Here is a 22,730-nt window from a genome sequence, read left to right as displayed (position 1 = left end):
CCGCCGGGTGTACAAGCGCAGGCCGATCGTGCAAAAATTCCGGGCACTTTCCCCTCACGGAATGGCGGGCACCTGTGAGCATTACCCGGAGAACCCTGCTGACCACCGCGGCCGGCGCCGCGGTGGCAGCGAGCGCCAGCACCTCCACGGCCGCTTCCGCGGCCACCCCTGATGGCGCCGACCAGGCATCGGTCACCCGGACGCTCCGCCAAGCGGCCGATTACGCAGTAGCCAAGCTCCGCGCGGTGGCCCCCGGTGTCACCGCGTTTCCGGTCGGCACGAAGTTCGAGAAATGGACCTATTCGCAAAATGGCGACTGGGTCGGCGGGTTCTGGCCCGGCCAGTTGTGGCTGGCCTGGCTGCACAGCGGAGAGGAACAATTCAAGACCCTCGCACTGGCGTCCGCCGAGAAACTCGCGCCGCGCCGGAACGACACGGGCACGCACGACCTCGGGTTCCTCTTCTACCCCTCGTGGGTGACCGCCTGGCGGCTCACCGGCGACGAGAAGTGGAAGGCGGGCGCGGTGCAGGCCGCGTCGTCACTGATCAAGCGCTACAACCCGGCGGGCGGGTTCATCCGCGCCTGGGGTGCGCTCGGCGACCCGAACAACGCCGGCCGCGTCATCATGGACACGATGATGAACCTCGACCTGCTCGCGTTCGCCAGTGCGCAGACCCAGGACCCGCAGTACCTCGAAATCGCCGTCGCGCACGCGAAGACGGCACAGAAGAACTTCCTGCGCCCCGACGGGTCGACACCGCACGTGTTCGACTTCGACCCGGTCACGGGCGCGCCGATCGGGCCGAACACGGTGCAGGGCTACAGCCCCACGTCGTGCTGGTCGCGCGGGCAGGCGTGGGGCGTCTACGGGTTCACGACGATCCACCGGCGCACCGGGGACGCGGAGTTCCTCACCACGGCCCGGCGGCTCGCGGACTTCGCGCTGTCCCGGCTGACGCCCGACCACGTGCCGGTGTGGGACTACCTGGCTCCCCAGGCCCCGAACGACGTCAAGGACGCCTCCGCGGGCGTGATCATGGCGTGCGGCCTGCTGGACCTCGCGGAGCTCACGCACCGCCCGCACTACCGGGAAAGCGCGCTGCGGATCCTGACCGCGGTTTCCCGGACGTGCCTGACCACGAAGTCCACCCGGGCGGAGGCGAGCGTCGCGCGCTGCACCCGCAACCGGCCGGCCGAGGACGGCGTCGAGGTGTCGCTCCCCTACGCCGACTACTACCTGCTGGAAGGCATCCTGCGGGTGCTCGACCGGCGCAAGGCCGACCGCGCGATCGACCTTTCGAGCGTGTAGCGGCGCCCGGGGAGGCCGCCACCTCCCCGGACGCGCTTTCAGTGGTGGTGGTGCGCGTGCACCTTGGCGTGGCCGAGCCCCCGCCCGATCATCCACTTGTTCACCGGCACGGTGACGACGAACGCGACCACCAGCGAAAGCGCCAGAGCCAGCCAGAAGAGCACGCTCGCCAACCCGGCGTCCATCGCGCCGGGAATCGCCACGACCACGGTGTTGTCGATCAGTTCCATGACGGCGATCGACACGGTGTCCGCGGCCAGCGCGACCTTGAACGCCGCCGCCGCGCCCAGCCCCGCCTTCAGCACGCCCCGCATGGTCAGGCCGTAGCCGAAGACGAAGGCCAGTGCGATCGACAGGACCACGGTCGCCGCGTTGTGCAGGCCGAACGCCGTGCCCAGCACCATGCCGAGCACCTCACCGATGGCACAGCCGGTCAGGCAGTGCAGAGTCGCCTGGATCGCTGTCGCCCACGAAGCCCCGTACTGTTCGCTCATACCGGCAACTATACCCCCCGGGGGTACAAGCCGCACGTTCTACACGTCACACCTCGGCACGCGGCCGGAGTACTGCTGCGACAGCGAGTGAACACGGATAGACATCAGATCATCACGCATCGTAGCCGACCGGGCCAACCAGGGGATCTTCCGCCGGCGTCCCCCGGAAGAGAACTCACTTCCGTAACCCTTTGCGCACATCCCGTTGACCACAGTTACTCGGAGCTCTACGTTCGCCCTTGGTCTCCACCATGCGCAGACCGACCGAAAGTACTGAGGAATGGGTGGGGATGCGAGGGCCGACGAAGACCTTCCGGCTGGTCGCGACGGTGCCGCTGGTCGCGGCGCTCACGCTCGGAGGCTGCTCGGGCCAGCCGAGCGGCGCTCCCGCGCCGTCGCCGACCCGGATCGAATTCGTGCCCAAGGTCCGCGGCATCCCGTACTTCGAGGCGATGAACACCGGCGGCCTCGACGCGGCGAAGCAGCTCGGCGTGGCGTGGCACACGACCGGGCCGTCGACCGTCGACCCGGCCGACCAGGTGACGATCCTGCGTGACCTGATCGCGAAGAAGGTCGACGTCATCGTCGTGGCGCCCAACGACCCGGCCGCGCTCGCGGGCGTGATCGCCGAGGCCAGGGCGAAGGGCATCCACGTGCTCACCTCGGACACCGACGCGCCGGGCACGCAGCGCGAGGTGTTCGTCAACCAGGCCAGCGCGCAGGGCATCGGCACCGCGCTCGTCAACGCGCTGATGGCGAAGACCGGGGGCGCCGGCCAGTACGCGATCGTCTCCTGCGGCCCGGCCGCGGCGAACCTCAACACGTGGATCGCGGTCCAAAAGGAGTACGCGTCCGCGCACTACCCGAAGGCCGAGCTCGTCGAGACCGTGTACGCGGGCGAGGACGAGGACACCGCGACGACCCTCGCCAAGGAACTCATGGCCCGCCACCCCGGCCTGACCGGGCTGATCGGCGAGTGCACGACCTCCGCGCCCGGTGTCGCGAAGGCCGTGGGCGACCAGCAGAGGATCGGTCAGGTGTTCACCGTCGGCGTCGGCACGCCGCAGGCCATCAAGCCGTACCTGCTCGACGGCTCGTGCTCGCAGTCGGTGCTGTGGAACGTCGAGTCGCTGGGCTACCTGACCGCGTGGACGGCGAAGCAGGTCGCTGACGGCAAGCCGCTGAGCCCGGTCAACAAGGTGAGCCTGGAGCTGCCGTCGGTGAAGTACGACGCCGCGACGAAGACCGTCCTGCTGGGCGATCCACTGCTCATCACCGCCGACAACGTCGACCAGTTCAAGTACTGACGCACCGGGCGTCACCGGTGCCGGCGCACGTGGCCGACCGCCGCACCCCCGCCGAGCACGAGGAGCAGGGCCGTCAGTCCCCAGCGGCGCTTCTCCTCGGTCCGCCGTCCGGTGTCCTTGGCCACCGGCTCGGCCTTCTTCGCCGGGAGTGCCCGGTGCGAGGCCGGCGTCGGCGGCGCGGGGGCCGGGGGCATGGGTGTGGGGACCGGCGACGGCGGGAGTGCCGCCGCCGGCGCCGGTGACGGCACCGCGGGCGGGATGACCGGCTGCTCCACCGGCGGCGGCCGCGGCGGGGGCGGCGGCTCGGACGGCTCCGGCGACTGCGTGGCCGGCGGTGTGGACGGAACCGGCGACGAGGGTGGAGGCGGCGGTGTCGATGAGGGTTGCGGTGACGACGGTGGCGGCGGCGCCTCGGCGTAGCACCCGGCCGCGTCGCCGCTCACCAGTGGCGGTCCCGTCGCGACCTCGACGGCCGGGCCCGAGCCGTCGCGCGGGAGGCGGTAGATGACGCTGCGCTGCCGCCCGTCGTGGTTGGCCGTGGCGTAGACGGCGCCGGGCGCGAGCACCACCGACCCGTACGCGCCGCCGTCGGGGAACCGGAGCCCGGGCACCACCGCGACCTTCCCGCTCGCCGGGTCGACCGTGACCACCGAACTGCCGCCGCGCGAAGTCGCCGAGACGCCGTAGAGCAGCCCGTCCGCCGGGTCGAAGGCGAAGTCGTCGACGCCGACGGCGAGCGACACCGGCCGCAGCGCCGTCCGGTGCACCACCCGCAGGTAGTCCGCGCTCGTCGGCTCGATGTCCACTGTGTACAGATCACTGCCCTGCCGCACGTACCAGCGGTCGCGGTCGATCGCGCCCGCGGTGGCGCCGGTGACCGGGCTCCACACGGGGTGGTGCGCGCCGGCCCGGCCGATCACGCCCAGGTCGGTGACCGCGCCGGCGGAATCGATCCGCACCGCGTGCGCGCCGTGGTACCGGCCGGCGCGGGTGCCGTCGGCGACGCCGTAGACGACGTCCTGCCCGGCGGAGTAGCCCATCGCGTTGATCCAGTACCCGGCGCGGGTCACGCGCTTCGTGACCCCGCCGGGCAGCGAGAGCAGCCGCAACGTCGTCGGTGCGCCGGCGTGTTCGTTCTCCGCCTGCAGGATCGTGCAGCCGGCCGGCTCCTTCGCCACCTCCGGGCGGGACGCCGGGGGCGCGAGCCAGCCCGTCGCCGCCAGCAGCGCCGAAACCGCCGCGGCCACGCCGAGCACCGCCGCCCAGCGGGCTCGCGCGCCGGTCAAGCCAGCCTGGCCAGCGCCGAACTGAACGCGTCGGGCAGCACGCTCACCCCGCCGCTGAACGGGTTCTGGAGCTGGTAGATCGCGAACATCAGCAACGTGATCGTCCCGGCCAGGGTGGACACGATGACGACGTGCGCGGCCAGCCGGGTGCCACCGAACAGGTTGGGCAGCAGGATCGCGGTGATCAGGCTGCCGAGGATCAGCGCGAACCAGACGACCGCGCCGACCCCGCCGGCGCCGGAGTGGCTCAGCCGCTGCTGCCGGGCCTGGTAGACCGACCAGAGCTGGTCGCTCGCCTCGGTCTTGCGGTCCAGCTGCCAGTCGCCGTCGGCCGCCGCCTCCGCCACCGCCCGGCGCATCTGGTCCAGCTGGGTCGCGCCCGTGGCGGGCACGTCGCCGCCGTCGGCCAGGCGCGGCCACTCCTGCTCCTCGACCGTCCGCGCGTAGGCCGACGCGAGCCGGTGCACCCGGTCCTTCGCTTCCTCCGGCAGCGCGTCGGCCGCCCAGGTGGCCGCGACCAGGCTGTCGGCCTCGGTCTGCGCGTTCTGGCTCACGGTGCTCACCGAGTCGTACAGCGAGATGAGCACGAAGGCCATCAGGACCGCGTGCAGCCCGCCGACGATGGTGAACACCTGGCCCGCCGCGTCGTTGTTGCCGGGCCTGCCCTCGTCGTCCCGGCCGAACCGGCGGACCAGGTAGGCGATCACGCCACCGACGCAGGCCGCGCCGGCCACCCAGAGACTGCCGGCCACGAAGATGTTCATCCGCACCCTTTCGCCCGCGAAGTGCGGGAAGCACCACCCGGCGCATTCCACGACCGGGACCGCCCAAGTTAGTCATCCATTTCCCGGCGGACAACAGAAAGGGCGGAATTCATCCGAGTGGTCGTACCAGGACCGCGGCGGTCGCCGGTTCGGCGCATTTTCCGCGCGCCACAGCCGACTTCGACCCACCCGACGGCCATCACGGACCGCCTCGGCGGCCGAGATTCTCACGACCGAGTGACGCCCGGGAACAGGCGGTGACCACGCACTTCGAACATCATCCGAAAACGATCAAGCAACGAGCCGGCGGTTATCCCGGTGACCCGATCGTGTCATTGTGCCGCCGGATCCGGTTGCTATGTTGATTTCGCGGCGCCACGAAACCGTGCGCATATCAGCAAATAGCAGGGCATGACCGGCGTTCCCGCTGGCGCGGGTACGTGCCGAACGCGAATGATTGGGTGGTTCTCGCTGTGACTGTCACCGACCCGGTGGATTCCGTGAACGCGGGTGAGCAGGCGCCGTCGAGCCTGAGCCGGGCGGCGGCCCGCACGCTGGCGACGACGACGAAGTCCGTCCCGCAGATGCAGGGCATCTCCTCGCGGTGGCTGCTGAAGCTGCTGCCGTGGGTGGAGGTCTCCGGCGGCGCCTACCGCGTCAACCGCCGCCTGTCCTACGCGGTCGGGGACGGCCGGGTCACGTTCACCACGACCGGTGCCCAGGTCCGGGTCATCCCGCCGGAGCTGGGCGAACTGGCGCCGCTGCGCGGGTTCGGCGACGAGGAGGTCCTCACCGAACTGGCGGACCGGTTCACCCAGCACGAGTACGCGCCGGGGGACGCGCTCGTCGAGTTCGGCAGCCAGGCCGACCAGGTGTTCCTGCTCGCCCACGGCAAGATCAGCAAGATCGGTCTTGGCGCCTACGGCGACCAGGTCGTCCTGGGCACCCTCGCCGACGGGGACCACTTCGGGGAGACCGTGCTGGTCCGCGGGGACGGGATCTGGGAGTTCACCGCCAAGGCCGTCACGGCGTGCACCGTGCTTTCGCTGCCGCGCCAGGCGTTCGAAGACGTCCTGGCCCGGTCGGCAGCCCTGCAGGTGCACCTCGACGGCTACCTGGGGCAGGGCGCGTCGGCCAGCAACGACCACGGCGAGGCCGAGATCGCCCTGGCGTCGGGGCACGACGGGGAACCGGTGCTGCCGGGCACGTTCGTCGACTACGAGGCCCGGCCGCGCGAGTACGAGCTGTCCGTGGCGCAGACGGTGCTGCGGGTCCACTCGCGGGTCGCCGACCTCTACAACCAGCCGATGAACCAGATCGAGCAGCAGCTGCGGCTGACCGTGGAGGCCCTGCGGGAGCGGCAGGAACACGAGCTCATCAACAACACCGACTTCGGGCTGCTGCACAACGCCGACTTCGCCCAGCGCATCCCCACCCGCACCGGCCCGCCGACCCCGGACGACTTCGACGAGCTGCTCACCCTGGTCTGGAAGGACCCGGGGTACTTCCTCGCCCACCCCAAGACGATCGCCGCGTTCGGCCGCGAATGCACCAAGGCCGGCGTCTACCCCGGCAGCGTCGACCTCGGCGGGCACCAGGTGCCCGCCTGGCGCGGGGTGCCGATCCTGCCGTGCAACAAGATCCCCGTCACCGAGACCCGCACCAGCTCGATCCTGCTCATGCGCACCGGCGAAGAGGCCCAAGGCGTGGTCGGGCTGCACCAGACCGGGCTGCCCGACGAGTACCAGCCGGGGCTGAACGTGCGGTTCATGGGCATCAGCGAGCAGGCCATCATCTCCTACCTCGTCTCCGCTTACTACTCCGCCGCGGTGCTGGTGCCCGACGCCCTCGCCGTGCTGGAAAGCGCCGAGATCGGCCGGGAGGGGTAGTGCCCGAGCCGGTCACCCCGCCCCGCAAACCGGACGCGCCCGGCCGTCCGCCCGCCCTGCCCGCGTCGGCCTTCGGGCCGACCGGGCTGGGCACGGCCGCCGCCCGGGTGGTGCCGAAGCCCGCGGGCGCCCGCACTCCGGAAGCACCCGAACCCGATGGGCGCGTGAAACCTTGACAGTCACCGAAGAAACGACGTCGCTGCAGCTGTCGCTGAGCGTCCGCGCGGCGCGGACGCTGACCACGACGACCAAGTCGCTGCCGCAGATGCGCGGCATCACCACCCGCTGGCTGCTCTCCCAGCTGCCCTGGGTCGACGTCCCCGCCGGCAGCTACCGGGTCAACCGGCGCCTGACCTACACCGTGGGCGACGGCAAGGTCAGCTTCTACAACACCGGCGCCCGCGTCCAGGTGGTGCCCGCCGAGCTCACCGAACTGGCCCTGCTCCGCGACTTCGGCGACGAACCGGCGCTGAGCGCGTTGGCCGACGCCTTCGAACAACGCGAATACGAACCCGGCGCGACGCTCTTCACCGCCGGCACGCCGCGGGACATGCTCGTGCTCATCGCCCACGGCAAGGTCACCCGCCACGGCACCGGCGAGTACGGCGACGAAGTCCACCTCGGCACCGCCACCGACGGCGACCACTTCGGCGAAGAGCTCCTCGGCCGCGACACCGGCACCTGGGCGTTCACCGCACGGGCGGCGACCCGCGTCATCGCGCTGGTGCTGCCCGCCGCGGCGTACGCGCGCCTCAACGGCCGCTCCGAAGCTCTCCGCACCCACGTCGCGGAAGTCCTGTCGCGGCCGCGGCAACCGCAGAACGCCAGGGGTGAAGCCGCCATCGAGCTCACCGCCGGCCACGACGGGGAGCCGATCCTGCCCGGCACCTACGTCGACTACGACCCTTCGCCGCGCGAATACGACCTGGCCGTCGCGCAGACGGTGCTGCGGGTGCACAACCGCGTCGCCGACCTCTACAACCAGCCGATGAACCAGCTCGAGCAGCAGCTGCGGCTGACCGTGGAAGCCCTGCGGGAGCGGCAGGAACACGACCTCGTCAACAACACGGACTTCGGGCTGCTGCACAACGCCGACCTCAAACACCGGCTCACCACCCGCACCGGTCCGCCGACGCCGCTGGACCTGGACGACTTGCTCAGCCGCCGCCGCAAGACCCGCTTCTTCCTCGCCCACCCGCGGGCGATCGCGGCGTTCGGCCGGGAGTGCACCGCCCGCCGGGTGTACCCCGACACCACCGTCCTCGAAGGGAAGCGCGTCACCGCCTGGCGCGGTGTGCCGATCCTGCCCTGCGACAAGATCCCGGTGAGCGAGGCGGGCTCGACGTCGATCCTGGCCCTGCGGACGGGCGAAGACGACGCCGGCGTGATCGGGCTGCGTCCGAAGTCCCTGCCCGACGAGTACCGGCCCGGGCTGAACGTCCGGTTCCTGGGCACCGACGACCGCGCGGTGACTTCGTACCTGGTCAGCGCGTACCACTCCGCCGCCGTCCTGGTGCCCGACGCCCTCGGCGTGCTCGACGACGTCCAGGTCGGCCGCTGATGACCACCATGAACACGCGCACCGCGGCCCGTCCGCTCGCCGACGTCCTCGCGTGGAGCAAGGGGATCGTCGACCCCGCGCTGCGCACGGCGGCCGGGCGGCTGCCGGAGGCGATGCGGCGGATCGCCGCCTACCACTTCGGCTGGCAGGACGCCCAGGGGCGGCCGGCGGCCGAGGACGGCGGCAAGGCGCTGCGGCCGGCTTTGGTGCTGCTGTGCGCCGAAGCCGCGGGCGGTGACCCCGCCGACGCCGTCCCCGCGGCCGTCGCGATCGAGCTGGTGCACAACTTCTCGCTGCTGCACGACGACGTCATGGACGGCGACACCACCCGGCGGCACCGCGCGACGGCGTGGACGGTGTTCGGCACCGGGCCGGCGGTGCTGGCCGGGGACGCGTTGCTGAGCCTGGCGTTCGAGGTGCTCGCGCCGAGCGGGGTGCCGGCCGCGCGGCGGCTGTCGGCCGCGGTGCTGGCCCTGCTCGAGGGCCAGGCCGCGGACCTGGACTTCGAGCAGCGCGACGACGTCACCCCCACCGAGTGCGTGCGGATGGCGGAGGGCAAGACGGCCGCCCTGCTGGGCGCGGCGTGCACGCTGGGGGCGGCGTCCGGGCAGGGCGACGCGGACCGCTTCGGCGCGTTCGGCCGGGCGGCGGGGCTGGCCTTCCAGCACATCGACGACCTGCTCGGCATCTGGGGCGACCCGGCCGTCACCGGCAAGCCGGTGTACTCGGACCTCCAGAACCGCAAGAAGTCGCTGCCGGTGGTGATGGCCCTGTGCTCGGGCACGCCCGCCGGCGCGGACCTCGCCACGCTCTACGCCCGGCCCGAGCCCCTGGACCAGACCGAGCTGGCCCGCGCGGCTGCCCTCGTGGAGACCGCGGGCGGCCGCCAGTGGAGCCAAGCCCAGGCGGAGGCATTGCTGGCCAAGGCATTGCGCGACCTCGCCGCGGCCGGCCCGCCCTGCCGCGCAAGCGCGGAACTGACAGCCCTGGCCCGCCTGATCACCACCCGCACCCACTGACCCCCGTACCGGAACGGACGACACGCGTACCCCGGTGGACAACACGCGTACGCAGATGGACGACACACCGGGCCGGGCACGTGCCCGTCGTGTCGTCCATCCAGGTACGCGTGTCGTCCATCCAGGTACGCGTGTCGTCCATCCAGGTACGCGTGTCGTCCGTTACCCGCCGGGGCGGGTGAGGCCGGACTTGTCTGCGTCGAGGCTCAGGATGTTCTTGTCCGTGTCCTGGAGGGCCTTGGTGACCTCGGCGGACTTCGGGGATGTCGACAAGTCGACCAGTCGGATGGGGGCGTCCAGCTTGATCAGGGTCGGGATGTACTCGGCCTTGTCGACTTTCCAGCGGTCGCCGTCGCGGACGAAGCGGAACCGGGCCGCGGCGCCTTCTTCGGTGTCGCCGCGGGGGTCGGAGTGGCGGGCGACGCTGTTGCCCAGCCCGTAGGCCACCCACTTGCCGCCGATCTTCTCGAACGGCTGGACGACGTGGGCGTGGTGGCCGACGATCAGGTCGATGTCGTCCGACGCCAGGAGCTTCTTCGCCTGACTGCGCTGCTCCGCCGTCGGGTCGTGCTGGTACTCGACGCCCCAGTGCAGGCTCGCGATGACGACCTGCGCCCCGGCCTGCTTCGCCTTGCGCGCCGCGGCGAGGACGTCCTCGACGTCGATCTGGTTGGCCAGCCACGGCTTTCCGGCCGGCACCTTGATGCCGTTGAAGCCGAACGCGTATGACAACTGGGCGACCTTGACGCCGTGGACGTCGAGGATCAGCGGTTTCGCGGCTTCGGCAGCCGACCGCGCCGAGCCGGTGTGCTTGACGCCGATGTCGTCGAGCTTCGCCAAGGTGCGGGTGACGCCCTCGGCGCCCTGGTCGATCGTGTGGTTGGACGACGTCGAGCAGGTGTCGTAGCCGGTGTCCTTGATCGCGTCGGCGATTTCCGGCGGCGCGCTGAACGACGGGTAGCCGCTGTACGGCCCGCCTTCCGGCGCCAGCGGCGTCTCCAGGTGGCAGATCCCGAGGTCGGCGCCGGAGATCAGCGGCCGGATCCCGGCCAGCAGCGGGCGGTAGTCGAACTTGCCGCCGCCGTCGGCCTCGGCCTGCTCCGTCAGGGCCGGGTGGATCAGGACGTCGCCGGTGGCGACGACGGTGAACGACCCGTCGGGGGCGGCCGCGCTCGACGGGGCCGCCTCGGGAAAGGGTGTCGGCGCCGGCCCCTGCTGCTGCGGCGGGCCACTGCAAGCGGCCGCCAGGACGGCGACCCCGGCGAGCGCGGCGACGCGGTGCTTCGTCATCGGTCCCCCTAACGTGGTCCAGCCATCCTGCCAGCCGGGCGAATCCGGCACGGACGGCATCCCAGTCATCGACGAACCGCACCACAGTCGACAACACCGATCAGAACATTGTCACCAGACAAAACCGGTCAACGCGCAGGACAGCAGCGGAAAAATACGAAAATTAGCAAGACTGGCGTGCGCACGATGTCACGGAGAGTAGGTCTCACTCCGCTAACTGCCGGGCGGAAGCGCCTTGACGTCCCTCGAACGGGTGTTTTGTAATACAAGTCACTTCGCGCTACCCGCCCCGACCCACTCGACCTCGGCCCCCATGGGAGCTTTCGATGTCCACATACCCGCACAGGTTCCGGACCTGGAGCGTTGTTGGTTGTTGTTTGATTTCCGGCGTCCTGCTCGCCTCCTGCTCCTCCGGGAAAGACACCGCGGCACCACAGCAGCAGGCGCCGGCGAACGGCAAGATCACCCTCTACTACCTGCAGAAACAGGGCGACCAGCAGTACTTCGTCGAGCAGGCGCAGGGGGCGCAGGAGAAGGCGAAGGAGCTCGGTGTCGAGCTCAAGGTGGTCAACCTCGGCCAGGACGCCAACAAGGCGATCACCGAACTGGACGCCGCGGTCGCCCAAGGCGCCAACGGCGTCGCGATCGTCGTCCCGGACCAGGCGATCGGCCCGCAGGTGATCGACAAGGCCAAGAGCGCGGGCATCCCGCTGATCGCCTCCGACGACGTCATCAAGGACGGCACCGGCGCGAAGGCCCCGTTCGTCGGCTTCAACGGCAGCCAGATGGGCGACTCGGTCGGCACCGAGGCCGGGAAGCTGTTCAAGGCCGCGAACTGGACCGCCGCCGACACGAAGATCATCAGCGCCTACAAGCAGGACCTCACCGTCTGCACCGACCGCGTCAACGCCTCGAAGGCCGCGTTCGCGAAGGCCGCCGGCGCGGACGTCCCGGTGATCGACGTCGGCACCGACAACTCTCCCGTCGACGCGCAGAACCGGTCCGGCGCGGTGATCGGCTCCAACCCGGGCGTCAAGCACTGGGTGGTCTGGGGCTGCAACGACGAGAACGAGACCGGCGTCGTGACCGCGCTGGCCAACTCCGGCGTGCAGCCGGCCAACATCATCGGCGTCGGGCTCGGCGCCTACCTCGACTGCAAGGACTGGGCCGCGGGCAAGGACACCGGCAACAAGGCCGCGCTCTACATCTCCGGCGCCGAGGTCGGCCGCTCGGCGATCCAGGTGCTGGTCGACAAGGTGAAGAACGGCAAGGACCTGCCCGCGGAGACGATCGCCAAGACCACGATCGTCAACAAGGACAACTACAAGCAGGCCGGCGTCAACTGCACCTGACCGCTTCCCCGCACCCGGCACTTTCCCGGGAAGGTGCCGGGTGCGGGCCACTGCTCGAAAGGACGCCATGTCCGGCTCCGCACCCGCGCTCGCCGTCGAGGGCATCGGCAAGCGCTTCTCCGGTGTCACCGCCCTCGACGACGTCTCGCTGGAGTTCCGCTCCGGCGAAGTGCTCGCGCTGATGGGCGAAAACGGCGCCGGCAAGTCGACGCTCCTGCGCGTGCTGTCCGGCGACCAGGGCCCGGACGACGGCCGGCTGCTCCTGGACGGCACCGAGGTCACCTTCGACACCCCGCGCGCGGCGATGGCCGCCGGGGTGCGCGTGATCTACCAGGAACCCGAGATCATCCCGCACGTTTCGGTAGCGGAGAACGTCTTCGTCGGCGAACTGCCCGCCAAGGCGCGGGTGTTCAACCGCCGCACACTGCTGAACGCCACGCAAGAGGCGCTCGCCGAGTACGGCTTCGAAGGCGTGCTCGACCCGATGACGCTCGGCGTCGCGCTCTCCGCCGCCCAGCGGCAGATCGTCGAGATCCTGCGCGTGCTCACCGCGGCCACGCCCCCGCGCGTGATCGCCTTCGACGAACCGACGTCGTCGCTGTCCGAGCACGAGGTGGAGGCGCTGTTCCGGCTGATCGGCCGGCTGCGCGACAGCGGGGTCGCGGTCGTCTACGTCTCGCACCGGATGAAGGAGATCTTCCAGCTCGCCGACCGCGTCGCCGTGCTGCGGGACGGGAAGCTCGTCGGCGTCCAGCAGGCCGCGGAGACCGACGAACCCAGCCTGGTGCGGATGATGATCGGCCGCGACCTGTCGGCGCTGCAGCGCCGGAGCACGCAGGACACCGGCGATGTCGTGCTGAAGCTCGACGACGTCACCACCGACGACGTCACCGGCATCTCCCTGCAGGTCCGCGCGGGCGAGGTCGTCTGCCTGGCCGGGCTGGTCGGCGCCGGGCGCTCCGAACTGGCCCGCGCGATCGTCGGCGACCTGCCGATCCGGTCCGGGACCGTGGAACTCGACGGCAAGCGGCTGCGCGCGCACAATCCCGGCGACGCGGTGAAAGCCGGCATCGGCTTCGCGCCGGAAGAACGCAAGACGGACGCGTTGCTCATGCAGCGGTCCGTCCGCGACAACATCTCCATCTCCGTGCTGGACCGGCTTCGCCGCTTCCGCGTCGTGAAGCGCGCGAAGGAACGCGCGCTCGTCGAGGAGTACGTGCGCGAGCTTCGCGTGCGGACGCCGTCGATGGAGCAGGAAGTCCGCAAGCTGTCCGGCGGCAACCAGCAGAAGGCGGTCCTCGCGCGCTGGCTCGCGCGACGGCCGAAGCTGCTGATCCTCGACGAGCCGACGCGCGGGGTCGACGTCGGCGCGAAAGCCGAGATCTACCGGATCATCGACGGCCTCGCTGCGGAAGGCATCGCGCTGCTGGTCATCTCCTCCGACCTGCCCGAGGTGCTGACCCTGGCCGACCGCATCCTCGTGCTGCGCGCCGGGCGCCTGGCCGGCGAACTCGGCCGCGAGGAAGCGACCGAGGAAGCCGTGCTGACCCTCGCCATCCCCGAAACCGAACCAGCCGTGGACGAAGCCCAGGAGATCGGCGCATGAGCACCCCCACCCGTCCCAGCGAAGACACTTCGGCCCCCGCCGCGCCACCCCAGCCGTCGGCCGCGCGCCGGGTGCTCACCGGCATCGGCGTGCAGAACTCGAGCCTGATCATCACGCTCATCGCGCTGGTGATCCTGCTGTCGGTGCTGAACGAGAACTTCTTCCGCACCAACAACCTGCTGCTGATCGGCAGCGCGATCACCATCATGGGCCTGCTGGCCCTGGTCCAGACCTTGGTGATCATCCTCGGCGCGCTGGACATCTCGGTCGGCTCGATGGCCGGGCTCGCCTCGGTCGTCTCGGCGATGGTGTTCACCTCGAGCGGGAACGCCGAGGTCGGCATCCTCGCCGCGGTCGGCGTCGGTATCGCGTGCGGGCTGGTCAACGGCATGATCATCATCTTCGGCCGGGTCAACCCGGTGGTCGCGACGCTGGCCATGCTCGCCACGTACAAGGGCATCGCGCAGGTCATTTCCAACGGCAAGGCGCAGGGCTACACCGGCGGCGACGACCTGTTCACCTTCCTGGCCAAGGGGGCCGTGCTCGGGCTGCCGTCGCTGGTCTGGGTGTTCCTGATCGTCGCGGCCCTGCTGCACTTCCTGCTCAAGTACACCGACATCGGCCGCAACGTCTACGCCATCGGCGGCAACGACACCGCCGCGCGACTGGCCGGCATCAACATCAACCGGTACATCATCGGCGTGTACGCCCTGGTCGGCGTGGTCGCCGCGATCGCGGGCATCCTGATCACCGCGCGTACCGGCTCCGGCCAGCCGACGTCCGGGTCCGAAGGCCTGGAGCTGCAGGCCGTCACCGGCGCCGCGCTCGGCGGCACGATGCTCAAGGGCGGGCGCGGGTCGATCATCTCCACCGTGCTCGCGGTGATCATCCTGGGCGTGCTCGACAACGGCATGTCCGGGCTGGGCATCAACCCGTTCTGGCAGAACGTCGCCCACGGCGCCCTGCTGGTGATCGCGGTCGTGCTGCAGCAGCTGCGCAGCGGGGAGCGGCGCGTCGGCCTGCCCGAGTAGCGGTGAACGTTCCGCGCAACCTCCACGCCCGCATCGTCGGCGAACTGGGCAGGCTCATCGTCGAAGGCGTTCTCGGGGACGGGCAGCCGCTCGTTCCCGAGGAGCTCGGCCGCCGGTTCTCCGCTTCCCGGACGGTGGTCCGCGAAGCGTTGCGCGTGCTGGAGTCCAAGGGCATGGTCAGCGCGCGCCCGCGGGTCGGGACGTGGACGTTGCCGCCCGAGGCGTGGGACGCGATCGACCCGGACGTCATCGCCTGGCGCGTCGGCGGTCCCGACGGCCGCGCGCACCTGCGCGAGCTGCTGGAGCTGCGGCTGGCCATCGAACCGCAGGCGGCACGGATGGCGGCGCGGCACCGGCGCCCGGACGAGCTTTCGGCGATGGCCGCGGCCTACGAGCTGATGGCCGACGCGGTCGAGCGCGCCGACGGCGAAGCGTTCCGGGACGCCGATTCGCGGTTCCACGGGGCGCTGATCCGGGCGTCGGGGAACGCGCTGATCGCGCAGCTGCAGGTGCCCGTGGCCGCCGCGTTGAAGGCGCACGGCGAGCCGATGGAACTCGTGGCGCACTCCCGCGTGCTGACGCTGGTGCTGGCGAAGGACCCGGACGGCGCCGAGTCCGCGTCCCGCCGGTTGCTGGAAACCGTTGCGCCGTACCGCTGACCGGCACCTTGACACGTCCACCGGGAAGCGCTTCACTCGCTGCGGATGACCGCCGCCATGACGTGCTGAGCCATTAGGGGCTTCGCCCCAAGCCGGGGGCTCCGCCACCCGGACCCCCGCAACCGAGCATCGAGGAGGACGCTTCCATGCGTTTCCCGGGAATTCGTGGTTTCGGCGTGCTCGCGGCCGCGGCGCTGGCCGGCGGCTTGTGGTCGGCACCGGTGGCGGTAGCCAACCCCGCCGAGTGCGCGATCACCGGCCAGATGGTCTCCGCGGGCAATTACTGGGTCGCCAACGGGACGAACCTCGACGCGCCGGACTGGCAGAACGCGACGTTCCACGTCGGCAACCTCGCGCTGGTCCGGACCACCGGCCAGTCCAACCACAAGACGTACCCCTGGGCGCAGGCCAACTCCTACCGGCTGCCGGAGGACCCGAAGCGGCCCTTCTTCCCGGACAACCAGGCCGCCGGCGAGGCGTACCTGGACCTGTACACCTACTTCCACCCGGAAATCCCGCTCGACTCGATCCGCACGCGGATCCAGGCCGAGGTGGCTTCGGTGCAGGCGGGGCACCGCGATTACTGGAACTACGTCGACGCGCTGAACATGGCGATGCCGTCGTTCGCCCGGATGAGCCTGATCGACCACGATCCGTCCTATTTGGACGCCATGGATCGGCTGTTCCGGTCGTCGGAACACAAGCTGTTCAACGAGTTCACCGGCTTGTGGTACCGCGACGCGCGGTTCACGGGCTCGGGCGTGTTCTGGTCGCGCGGCAACGGCTGGGCCCTCGCCGCGCTGACGAAGGTCCTCCAGGTCCTGCCGACCGACGACCCGCGGCGGCCGGAGTACCTGCGGGTGTTCAAGAAGATGGCTTCGACGTTGGCGCTGGTGCAGCGCCGCGACGGCTTCTGGAACTCGGACCTGCTCAACCCGTGGGACCACGGCGGCCCGGAGTCCAGCGGCACGGCGTTCTTCGCGTTCGGCATCGGCTGGGGCGTCAACGCGGGCATCCTCGACGCGGCGCGGTTCCGCCCGGTGGTCGACAAGGCGTGGACGGCGTTGTCGGCGAAGGCGCTGCAGCCGTCGGGGCTGGTCGGGTACGTCCAGCCGGTCGGCGACCGCCCGGCCGCAGCCGGGCCGGCGGACACCGCGGCTTACGGCGTGGGCGCGTTCCTGCTGGCGGGCCAGGAAGTGGCGAAGCTGCAGGGCTGCTCGGCGGAGTAGGCCGTCACTTCAGGCAGTCGCCGGGGTCGCCGCGGGTGAGGGCCCGGCCCGACTGGGGGAAGGTGCGTGCGACGCCGGGGCCGGATGATCGGTGCTCGAAGCGGACCGTCACCCGGCCGTGGCCCGCGCCCTGGACCCAGCCCGTGCCGAACTCGTCGTGGACCACGTCGTCGCCCTGGCGCCACTCCGATGGCGGCGTCACCGGCGCCGGCGTGGACGACACCACCGTCGAGGCCGGGGTTTCCGGAGCGGAAAGGGTGAACAGCGCGTCCTGGTGGGGCACCGAGAGCCCGCTGTAGGCGACGCCGGCCAGCCGGATGCCGCCGAACTCCGCCGGGTCGAGCAGCAGCCGGTCGGCGGTTGCGGTCAGCTCGGCCAGGTCGTCGGTCGGGGCGGAGATCGTCTCGGAGCGGGTCACCGTGTGCATGTCGGTGTGCCGCAGCTTGATCACCACCGTCCGCGCCACGCGCCCGGCCTTCACCAGCCGCTGGTGCGCGCCCACCGCGATGCGCCGCACCTCGGCCCGCAACGTCGCCAGGTCGATGATGTCGGTGTCGAACGTGGTCTCGGCGCTGACCTGCTTGGTCTCGGCGCGGCCCGCCACCGGGCGGTCGTCGGCGCCGGTCGCGAGCCGCCGCAGGTCGCGGCCGACGACGCCGCCGAGCGTGGCCACCGCGTCCTGTTCGGACAGTGCCGCCAGCTGTCCGAGCGTCTGGACGCCGATGAACCGCAGTTTGCCCTCGGCGACCGGGCCGATGCCCCACAGCGCGCGCACCGGCAGCGGCGCGAGGAACTCGCGTTCGGTGCCCTGCGGCACCACCAGCAGCCCGTCCGGTTTGGCCTCGTCGGAGGCGATCTTCGCGATCTGCTTGCCGTTGCCGGCACCGATCGACGCCACCAGCCCGGTTTCCTCCCGGATCCGCGCGCGCAACGCGGCGCAGAACTCGGTGACGGCTTCGAAAGAAGCGCCGACGAGCGCCGGCGGCTCGGCGAAGGCTTCGTCGAGGGAGATCTTCTCCAGTACCGGCGCGACCTCGGAGACGACCGCGAAGACCTCCTGGCTGAGCCGCTCGTAGACGCGGAACCGCGGCGGCACGATCACGCCGTTCGCCGGCAACAGCCGCCGGGCCTGGGACATCGGCATCGCCGAGCGGATGCCGAACACCCGTGATTCGTAGCTCGCGCCGGCGACGACGCCGCGGGGCCCGGTACCGCCGACGAGCACCGGGCGCCCGGCCAGCGTCGGGCGGGTGAGCTGCTCGGCCGAGGCGTAGAAGGCGTCCAGGTCGAGGTGGATCACCCAGCGGCCCACGTCAGTCCCCGCCGGTGACGTCCAGCAGCTGGTGGAGCGCCTTGGTGTAGCTCTCGAACGCCGCGCGGCCGCGGGCGGTCAGCCGGACCAGGGTGACCGGGGTGCGGTGTTCGTAGGCCTTGGTGATTTCGACGTACTCGGCGTCCTCGAGCTTGCGCAGGTGCGTCGAGAGGTTGCCGGCCGTCATGTCCAGCAGCTGCTGCAGCCGCGGGAAGGTGATCTGGTCACCAGCGCGCAGCCCGGCCAGCGCGACCGTGACCCGCAGCCGCGCCTGGGCGTGGATGACCGGGTCGAGCTGCGGCAGTTCGTTCATCAGCAGCCGGTCTTCTCGCGGGCGAAGTAGACGATCGCGGCGAGCAGGAACCCGCCGCCGCCACAGACGGCCAGCACCAGGAAGTTGGCCGGGAACCCGACCACCACGCTGAGCCCGGCGGAGACGATCATCCACGCGCCGAGCCCGTACATGAGTTTGTCCTGCCACACCATGCCACCGGCGAGGTACAGCACACCGGTCAGCAGGAGCCAGGTACCGGACCACAGCAGCGACACCTGGTCGGAGGTGAGCGAGCCGAACTGCGTGATCCGGATGTCGATCACGGTCAACCCGATGGAGGCGAGTGCCCAGCTGTAGCCGTACATCGCGCCGACGGTCCGTGACGGGCCGCGGATGCCCCGCCCGGCCCGGGCGCTGACGTACCCGGTGTAGGCGATGGCGGCGGCGAACAGCACGGCGACGAGCACCCCGCCGACCCAGCCGGGGATCGCGACACCGGGCAGCACCGCCACGTAGGTGAACCCCCACCCGACGATCCAGGCGAACGCCCAGGCGGCGAGCATCCGCGCGGGGCCCCCGCCCAGTTCCCGGCGGGTCCGCCGGTTCTGCTGGGCGATCAGGTTCAGCGACTCCTCGGCCGACATCGGCTCGTCATCCACCTGATTCGCCCTCCTCCCGTGCAGGCCCCTCAACGCTTGAACCTTGTTCTGGTCAGCCCGGCGCGCCCCGCCTCGGAACGAGAGGCGCGAACCCGGTGGTGCGCCGGGCGACGGCAGAACAAGGTTCACCGCACGGAAGTTAACACGCATTCACAACCGGGCCGTGTCCAGCCGGAACCGGCGCACCACGACCAGGGCCGGGACGACCAGCCAGCCCGCCAGCACGAGCACCGCGAAGCCGAGGCCGCCCTGGTGGGCCAGGGGTTCGAGGCCGGCGCGGCCGAGCCAGTACGTCGGGAAGAAGTGCGCCACCGTCGACATCCAGTCCGGCAGGACCTCCAGCGGAATCCACAGCCCGCCGAGCATGCCGAGCGGCATCATCAGCGCGCCGGTGACGGCGCCGACGGTGTCTCCCTTGCCGAACAGGCCGATGGCGAGGCCCAGCACGGCGAACGGGAGCACGCCGAGCCAGAGCGACACCAGCACCAGGCCCCACTGCGCGGCGGTCATCTCGACGCCCGTCGCCAGCCCGGCGAGGAAGAGCACCGCGAGCACCGGCAGCGCCACGGCCATCGCCGAGAGCACCTTGACGACCAGGTAGCCGGGACCGCGCATCGGCGTGAGCCGCAGCTGCCGCTGCCAGCCGTCGGTGCGCTCCTGCGCAACGCGCGTTCCGGTGAAGAGGGCACCGCCGCTCGCGCCGTACGCGGCCAGCTTGATCATGGTCTGGACGTCGGCCGGGAGGCCGTTCGCCATGATCAGCTTGCCGAAGATCGAGCCGAAGAGCAGGTACATCGCCACCGGCATGCCGATGGTGAAGATCGTGAACTGCGGGCTGCGGACGATCCGCTTGATCTCCAGGCTCAGATACGTCGTGTTCACGCGGCGGCCTCCTCGGCGGTCAGCGCCAGGAAGGCTTCCTCGAGACCCAGCGCGGTGATTTCGATGTCGGCGGCGAGCGGGTGCGCGGCGAGCAGGCCGCGGATGGCGGCGTCGGAGTCGGCGCAGGCCAGCTCGGCGCGGCCGGCGCGCAGCTGCACGGTCGTCACGCCCGGCAAGGCGGCCAGGTCGGCTTCGGTGGCACCGGGCACGACGGCCTTGAGCACCCGCCCGGACACCGCGGCCCGGACCTCGGCGACCGGGCCGTCGGCGACGACGACGCCGTGGCGCAGCAGCACCACGCGGTCGGCGTAGTCCTCGGCTTCGGCGAGGTAGTGGGTCGCGAACAGCACGGTCCGGCCGGCGGCGGCGAACTCGCGGATGGCCGCCCAGAACGCCCGCCTGCCGTCGACGTCCATCGCGGCGGTCGGCTCGTCCAGCACGAGCAGCCGCGGGTCGCCGGCCAGCGCGAGGGCGAACCGGACGCGCTGCCGCTCGCCGCCGGAAAGCTTGCCGCAGCGGCGTTTCACGAGGTGCTCGAGGCCCGCGCGGGCGATCACCTCGGCCGCGGGCAGCGGCTTCGCGTGCGTCGAGACGACCAGCGCGACGATCTCGCCGACCGTGACGTCCGGCAGCAGCGCGCCGTTCTGCATCATCGCGCCGACCAGCCCCTGGTCGACGGCCTCGCGCGGGCTGCCGCCGTGCACGGTGACCTCCCCCGCGTCCGGCTCGGTCAGGCCGAGCAGCATGTCGACGGTGGTCGACTTCCCCGCGCCGTTCGGCCCGAGCAGCGCGACGACCTCGCCGCGCGCCACCTCGACGGACACGCCGTCGACCGCCGTGATCGAGCCGAACCACTTGGTCAGGCCGTGGAGCGCGAACGCCGGTCCCCCAGTCATGGCGCTCTCCTTCCGTTCGTGGACTTTGCAGCGCAAAGTCGATGTGCACTTTGTAACACAAAGTCCACGCGGATTCAAAGCCCACGGCGCGAGCGAGCGCACAAACGGGGTGCCGGGCCGTGGGCCCGACACCCCGTTTGTGGATTTCCGCAGGTCAGCTGGCGAGCCGCCCAGAGACCAGACCGTTGTCGACGCGAGCCGCGGTCGGCGCCGGTGGCGTCGGCTGCGGCAGCGGCGCGCACTCGACGTCGGCCGTGCGGCCCGGCTTGCGGGCCGGGAGCGCGCCCGTCGCCAGGTAGTCGGCGATCTTGTTGTCGACGCACGCGTTGCCGCGCGGGGTGATCGCGTGGCTGGTGCCGCCCGGCTCCGCGATCAGCGAAGCGCCCGGGAAGCGGCTGCGGACCTCGAGGCTGCCTTCGTACGGCGTCGCCGCGTCGAGCGTCTCGTCGATCATCAGCACGCTCTGCACGCCCCGGCCGTCGATCTTCGCGGGCTTGCCCGCCTTCGCCGGCCAGTAGAGGCAGGGCGCGTTGAACCACGCGTTCTGCCAGGTGAAGTACGGCGCCTTGGCGAAGGTCTGCCAGTTGTCGCGCTTCCACTGGTGCCAGCTCTGCGGCCACTGGACGTCGGTGCACTGCACGGCGAGGTACACCGCGTAGCCGTTGTCGTCGCCGCGGCCGCCGAAGGCCTCGAAGAGCGACTTCCAGTTCTGCCAGTCACCCTGGTTGACGAACCGCGACAGCGCGTCACCCAGGAGCGTCCACCGCAGCTGGTAGTACGAAGCCTGCTGGATGACGTCGAGGATCTCGTCCGGCCCGATCACGCCGCCGGCCGGGTTGAAGGACGTCTTGAGCAGCTGCTCGTTGACCACCCGCTGCACGGCGGCCTGCGTCTTGCCGAGGTGGTAGACGTCGTCGTGCCGGGCGAGCCAGCCGAACCAGATCAGGATGTTCTTGTCGAACGCCACGTCCTGGTCGAGGTTGTCGCCGTACCAGACCCCGCGCGGGTCGACCGTCGAGTCGAGCACCATCCGGCGGACGTTCTGCGGGTACCGCGAGCCGTACACCTGGCCGAGGTAGGTGCCGTAGGAGTAGCCGTAGAAGTTCAGCTGCTGCCGGCCGAGCGCCTTGCGGATGGAGTCCATGTCCTGGACCGTGTCGGTCGTCTTCATGTTCTCCAGCAAGGTCTTCGGGTTGTTCTTCGCGCAGGCCTCGGCGTACCCCTTGGACCGGGCGAGCCAGGTCCGCTCCAGCTGCGGGGTGACCGGCACGTACTCCGGCCGGTCGTAGTCCATGTAGTTCGGGTCGCACGACAACGCGGGCTTGCTGGCGCCGACCCCGCGCGGGTCGAAGCCGACCCAGTCGTAGGCGTCGCCGGCGTGGTTGGGCACGCGCGGGCCGCGGGTGGCCAGCAGCAGGCCGGAACCGCCGGGGCCGCCGGGGTTCGTCAGCATGACGCCCTGGTACTGCGCGTCGGGAACCTTGTGCTTGACGCGGCTGACGGCGAGCTGGATCTGCTCCCCGGCCGGCTTGCGGTAGTCGAGCGGCACCCCGAGGTACCCGCATTCGGCACCGGCAGCGACCAGCGTGGGATCGGTGCACGGTCCCCAGCCGATCGTGGCCTGTTTCGCGGGCGCGGCGGGTGCGGCGGTCGCGGCCGGCGCGGCCACGAGCGCGGACGCCACCGCGACGGCAGTGACCATCCCCAGAGAAGCACGTTTCACGGTTTTCTCCTCATCCCTGGCGTCTTCGGGCGGGAGAACCCTAGACCCGGCGCGGGCCCGCCGGGACGGCAATCGGGCGGGTGGATGCGAATGCCCTACCAAAGGCGGAAATCGGGTGGCACGGTCGTTCCCGGATCCCGTACGGTCGTCTTCATGATCTACTTCATCCGGCTCCGCGTCGTCTGAG

Annotated in this window: 21 protein-coding genes; 11 read left to right on the top strand and 10 right to left on the bottom strand. The window is 71.0% G+C overall.

All coding sequences use genetic code 11. From position 1 onward, the window contains the following. Positions 1-74 precede the first annotated feature (74 nt). Positions 75-1,310: a glucuronyl hydrolase gene (locus tag AB0M80_RS31420; RefSeq protein ID WP_364572150.1), complete on the top strand. Its 1,236-nt coding sequence runs from the start codon at positions 75-77 to the stop codon at positions 1,308-1,310. A 38-nt stretch (positions 1,311-1,348) separates the two neighbouring features. On the opposite strand, the gene AB0M80_RS31415 is transcribed toward AB0M80_RS31420, so the two are convergent. Beyond that, positions 1,349-1,804, bottom strand: coding sequence for a DUF4396 domain-containing protein (locus AB0M80_RS31415; RefSeq protein ID WP_364572148.1), 456 nt, complete (start codon positions 1,802-1,804; stop codon positions 1,349-1,351). Positions 1,805-2,094: 290 nt separating this feature from the next. Between AB0M80_RS31415 and AB0M80_RS31410 the strand changes: the two genes are divergently transcribed. After that, entirely contained in the window at positions 2,095-3,111 is a 1,017-nt protein-coding gene (locus AB0M80_RS31410; protein WP_364572146.1) for an autoinducer 2 ABC transporter substrate-binding protein, read from the top strand. A gap of 11 nt (positions 3,112-3,122) precedes the next feature. Here the strand turns inward: AB0M80_RS31410 and AB0M80_RS31405 are convergent, their stop codons facing one another. Continuing rightward, on the bottom strand, positions 3,123-4,397 hold the full coding sequence (locus AB0M80_RS31405; protein ID WP_364572144.1) for a hypothetical protein: 1,275 nt from the start codon (positions 4,395-4,397) through the stop codon (positions 3,123-3,125). Further along, positions 4,394-5,161 (bottom strand): hypothetical protein, encoded by a 768-nt coding sequence (locus tag AB0M80_RS31400; protein WP_364572142.1) that lies wholly within the window; start codon positions 5,159-5,161, stop codon positions 4,394-4,396. The genes AB0M80_RS31405 and AB0M80_RS31400 overlap by 4 nt, the downstream gene beginning before the upstream one ends. Positions 5,162-5,634: 473 nt before the next feature. On the opposite strand from AB0M80_RS31400, the gene AB0M80_RS31395 reads away from it, so the two are divergent. The 4 genes from AB0M80_RS31395 to AB0M80_RS31380 are packed head-to-tail and all read left to right on the top strand — an operon-like array spanning position 5,635 to position 9,630. Then, on the top strand, positions 5,635-7,050 hold the full coding sequence (locus AB0M80_RS31395) for a family 2B encapsulin nanocompartment shell protein (protein ID WP_364572140.1): 1,416 nt from the start codon (positions 5,635-5,637) through the stop codon (positions 7,048-7,050). After that, positions 7,050-7,226 carry a hypothetical protein gene (locus tag AB0M80_RS31390; protein WP_364572138.1) on the top strand — a complete coding sequence of 59 codons (177 nt, stop codon included), beginning with the start codon at positions 7,050-7,052 and terminating at the stop codon, positions 7,224-7,226. The genes AB0M80_RS31395 and AB0M80_RS31390 overlap by 1 nt, the downstream gene beginning before the upstream one ends. Continuing rightward, the gene (locus tag AB0M80_RS31385; RefSeq protein ID WP_364572136.1) at positions 7,223-8,611 is read left to right on the top strand and encodes a family 2B encapsulin nanocompartment shell protein; all 1,389 of its coding nucleotides are present in this window, start codon (positions 7,223-7,225) and stop codon (positions 8,609-8,611) included. The genes AB0M80_RS31390 and AB0M80_RS31385 overlap by 4 nt, the downstream gene beginning before the upstream one ends. Next, positions 8,611-9,630, top strand: coding sequence for a family 2 encapsulin nanocompartment cargo protein polyprenyl transferase (locus AB0M80_RS31380; RefSeq protein ID WP_364572134.1), 1,020 nt, complete (start codon positions 8,611-8,613; stop codon positions 9,628-9,630). Before AB0M80_RS31385 ends, AB0M80_RS31380 begins: the two co-directional genes overlap by 1 nt. Positions 9,631-9,792: 162 nt before the next feature. Here AB0M80_RS31380 and AB0M80_RS31375 read toward each other — a convergent pair whose 3' ends face one another. Beyond that, the gene (locus AB0M80_RS31375; protein ID WP_364572132.1) at positions 9,793-10,920 is read right to left on the bottom strand and encodes a CapA family protein; all 1,128 of its coding nucleotides are present in this window, start codon (positions 10,918-10,920) and stop codon (positions 9,793-9,795) included. A gap of 377 nt (positions 10,921-11,297) precedes the next feature. Between AB0M80_RS31375 and AB0M80_RS31370 the strand changes: the two genes are divergently transcribed. From AB0M80_RS31370 to AB0M80_RS31350, 5 genes are all read left to right on the top strand, one after another. Then, the gene (locus AB0M80_RS31370; protein ID WP_364572130.1) at positions 11,298-12,272 is read left to right on the top strand and encodes a substrate-binding domain-containing protein; all 975 of its coding nucleotides are present in this window, start codon (positions 11,298-11,300) and stop codon (positions 12,270-12,272) included. A 67-nt stretch (positions 12,273-12,339) separates the two neighbouring features. Then, the gene (locus AB0M80_RS31365) at positions 12,340-13,878 is read left to right on the top strand and encodes a sugar ABC transporter ATP-binding protein (RefSeq protein ID WP_364572128.1); all 1,539 of its coding nucleotides are present in this window, start codon (positions 12,340-12,342) and stop codon (positions 13,876-13,878) included. Next, on the top strand, positions 13,875-14,909 hold the full coding sequence (locus AB0M80_RS31360; protein WP_364572126.1) for an ABC transporter permease: 1,035 nt from the start codon (positions 13,875-13,877) through the stop codon (positions 14,907-14,909). Before AB0M80_RS31365 ends, AB0M80_RS31360 begins: the two co-directional genes overlap by 4 nt. A gap of 2 nt (positions 14,910-14,911) precedes the next feature. Then, positions 14,912-15,568: an FCD domain-containing protein gene (locus tag AB0M80_RS31355; RefSeq protein ID WP_364572124.1), complete on the top strand. Its 657-nt coding sequence runs from the start codon at positions 14,912-14,914 to the stop codon at positions 15,566-15,568. 146 nt (positions 15,569-15,714) lie between these two features. After that, positions 15,715-16,797 (top strand): glycoside hydrolase family 88 protein, encoded by a 1,083-nt coding sequence (locus tag AB0M80_RS31350; RefSeq protein WP_364572122.1) that lies wholly within the window; start codon positions 15,715-15,717, stop codon positions 16,795-16,797. A 4-nt stretch (positions 16,798-16,801) separates the two neighbouring features. On the opposite strand, the gene AB0M80_RS31345 is transcribed toward AB0M80_RS31350, so the two are convergent. The 6 genes from AB0M80_RS31345 to AB0M80_RS31320 all read right to left on the bottom strand — a co-directional run bounded on the left by AB0M80_RS31345 (position 16,802) and on the right by AB0M80_RS31320 (position 22,522). After that, positions 16,802-18,109, bottom strand: coding sequence for a DNA polymerase IV (locus AB0M80_RS31345; protein WP_364572120.1), 1,308 nt, complete (start codon positions 18,107-18,109; stop codon positions 16,802-16,804). A 1-nt stretch (position 18,110) separates the two neighbouring features. Continuing rightward, the gene (locus AB0M80_RS31340; RefSeq protein ID WP_364572118.1) at positions 18,111-18,422 is read right to left on the bottom strand and encodes a transcriptional regulator; all 312 of its coding nucleotides are present in this window, start codon (positions 18,420-18,422) and stop codon (positions 18,111-18,113) included. Then, a complete protein-coding gene (locus AB0M80_RS31335) occupies positions 18,422-19,042 on the bottom strand; it encodes a hypothetical protein (protein ID WP_364572116.1) in 621 nt (206 codons plus the stop codon). Before AB0M80_RS31335 ends, AB0M80_RS31340 begins: the two co-directional genes overlap by 1 nt. 150 nt (positions 19,043-19,192) lie before the next feature. Continuing rightward, positions 19,193-19,924, bottom strand: a complete 732-nt coding sequence (locus AB0M80_RS31330) for an ABC transporter permease (protein ID WP_364572114.1) — start codon at positions 19,922-19,924, stop codon at positions 19,193-19,195. After that, on the bottom strand, positions 19,921-20,820 hold the full coding sequence (locus AB0M80_RS31325) for an ABC transporter ATP-binding protein (RefSeq protein ID WP_364572113.1): 900 nt from the start codon (positions 20,818-20,820) through the stop codon (positions 19,921-19,923). Before AB0M80_RS31325 ends, AB0M80_RS31330 begins: the two co-directional genes overlap by 4 nt. Positions 20,821-20,974: 154 nt before the next feature. Next, a complete protein-coding gene (locus tag AB0M80_RS31320) occupies positions 20,975-22,522 on the bottom strand; it encodes an alpha/beta hydrolase (RefSeq protein ID WP_364572190.1) in 1,548 nt (515 codons plus the stop codon). Positions 22,523-22,730 lie beyond the last annotated feature (208 nt).

The organism is Amycolatopsis sp. NPDC051045 (genome assembly GCF_040682955.1).
Lineage (GTDB): Bacteria > Actinomycetota > Actinomycetes > Mycobacteriales > Pseudonocardiaceae > Amycolatopsis.
Note: the sequence above shows the minus strand (reverse complement) of the source record. Positions and strands in the feature narration are given on the sequence as shown.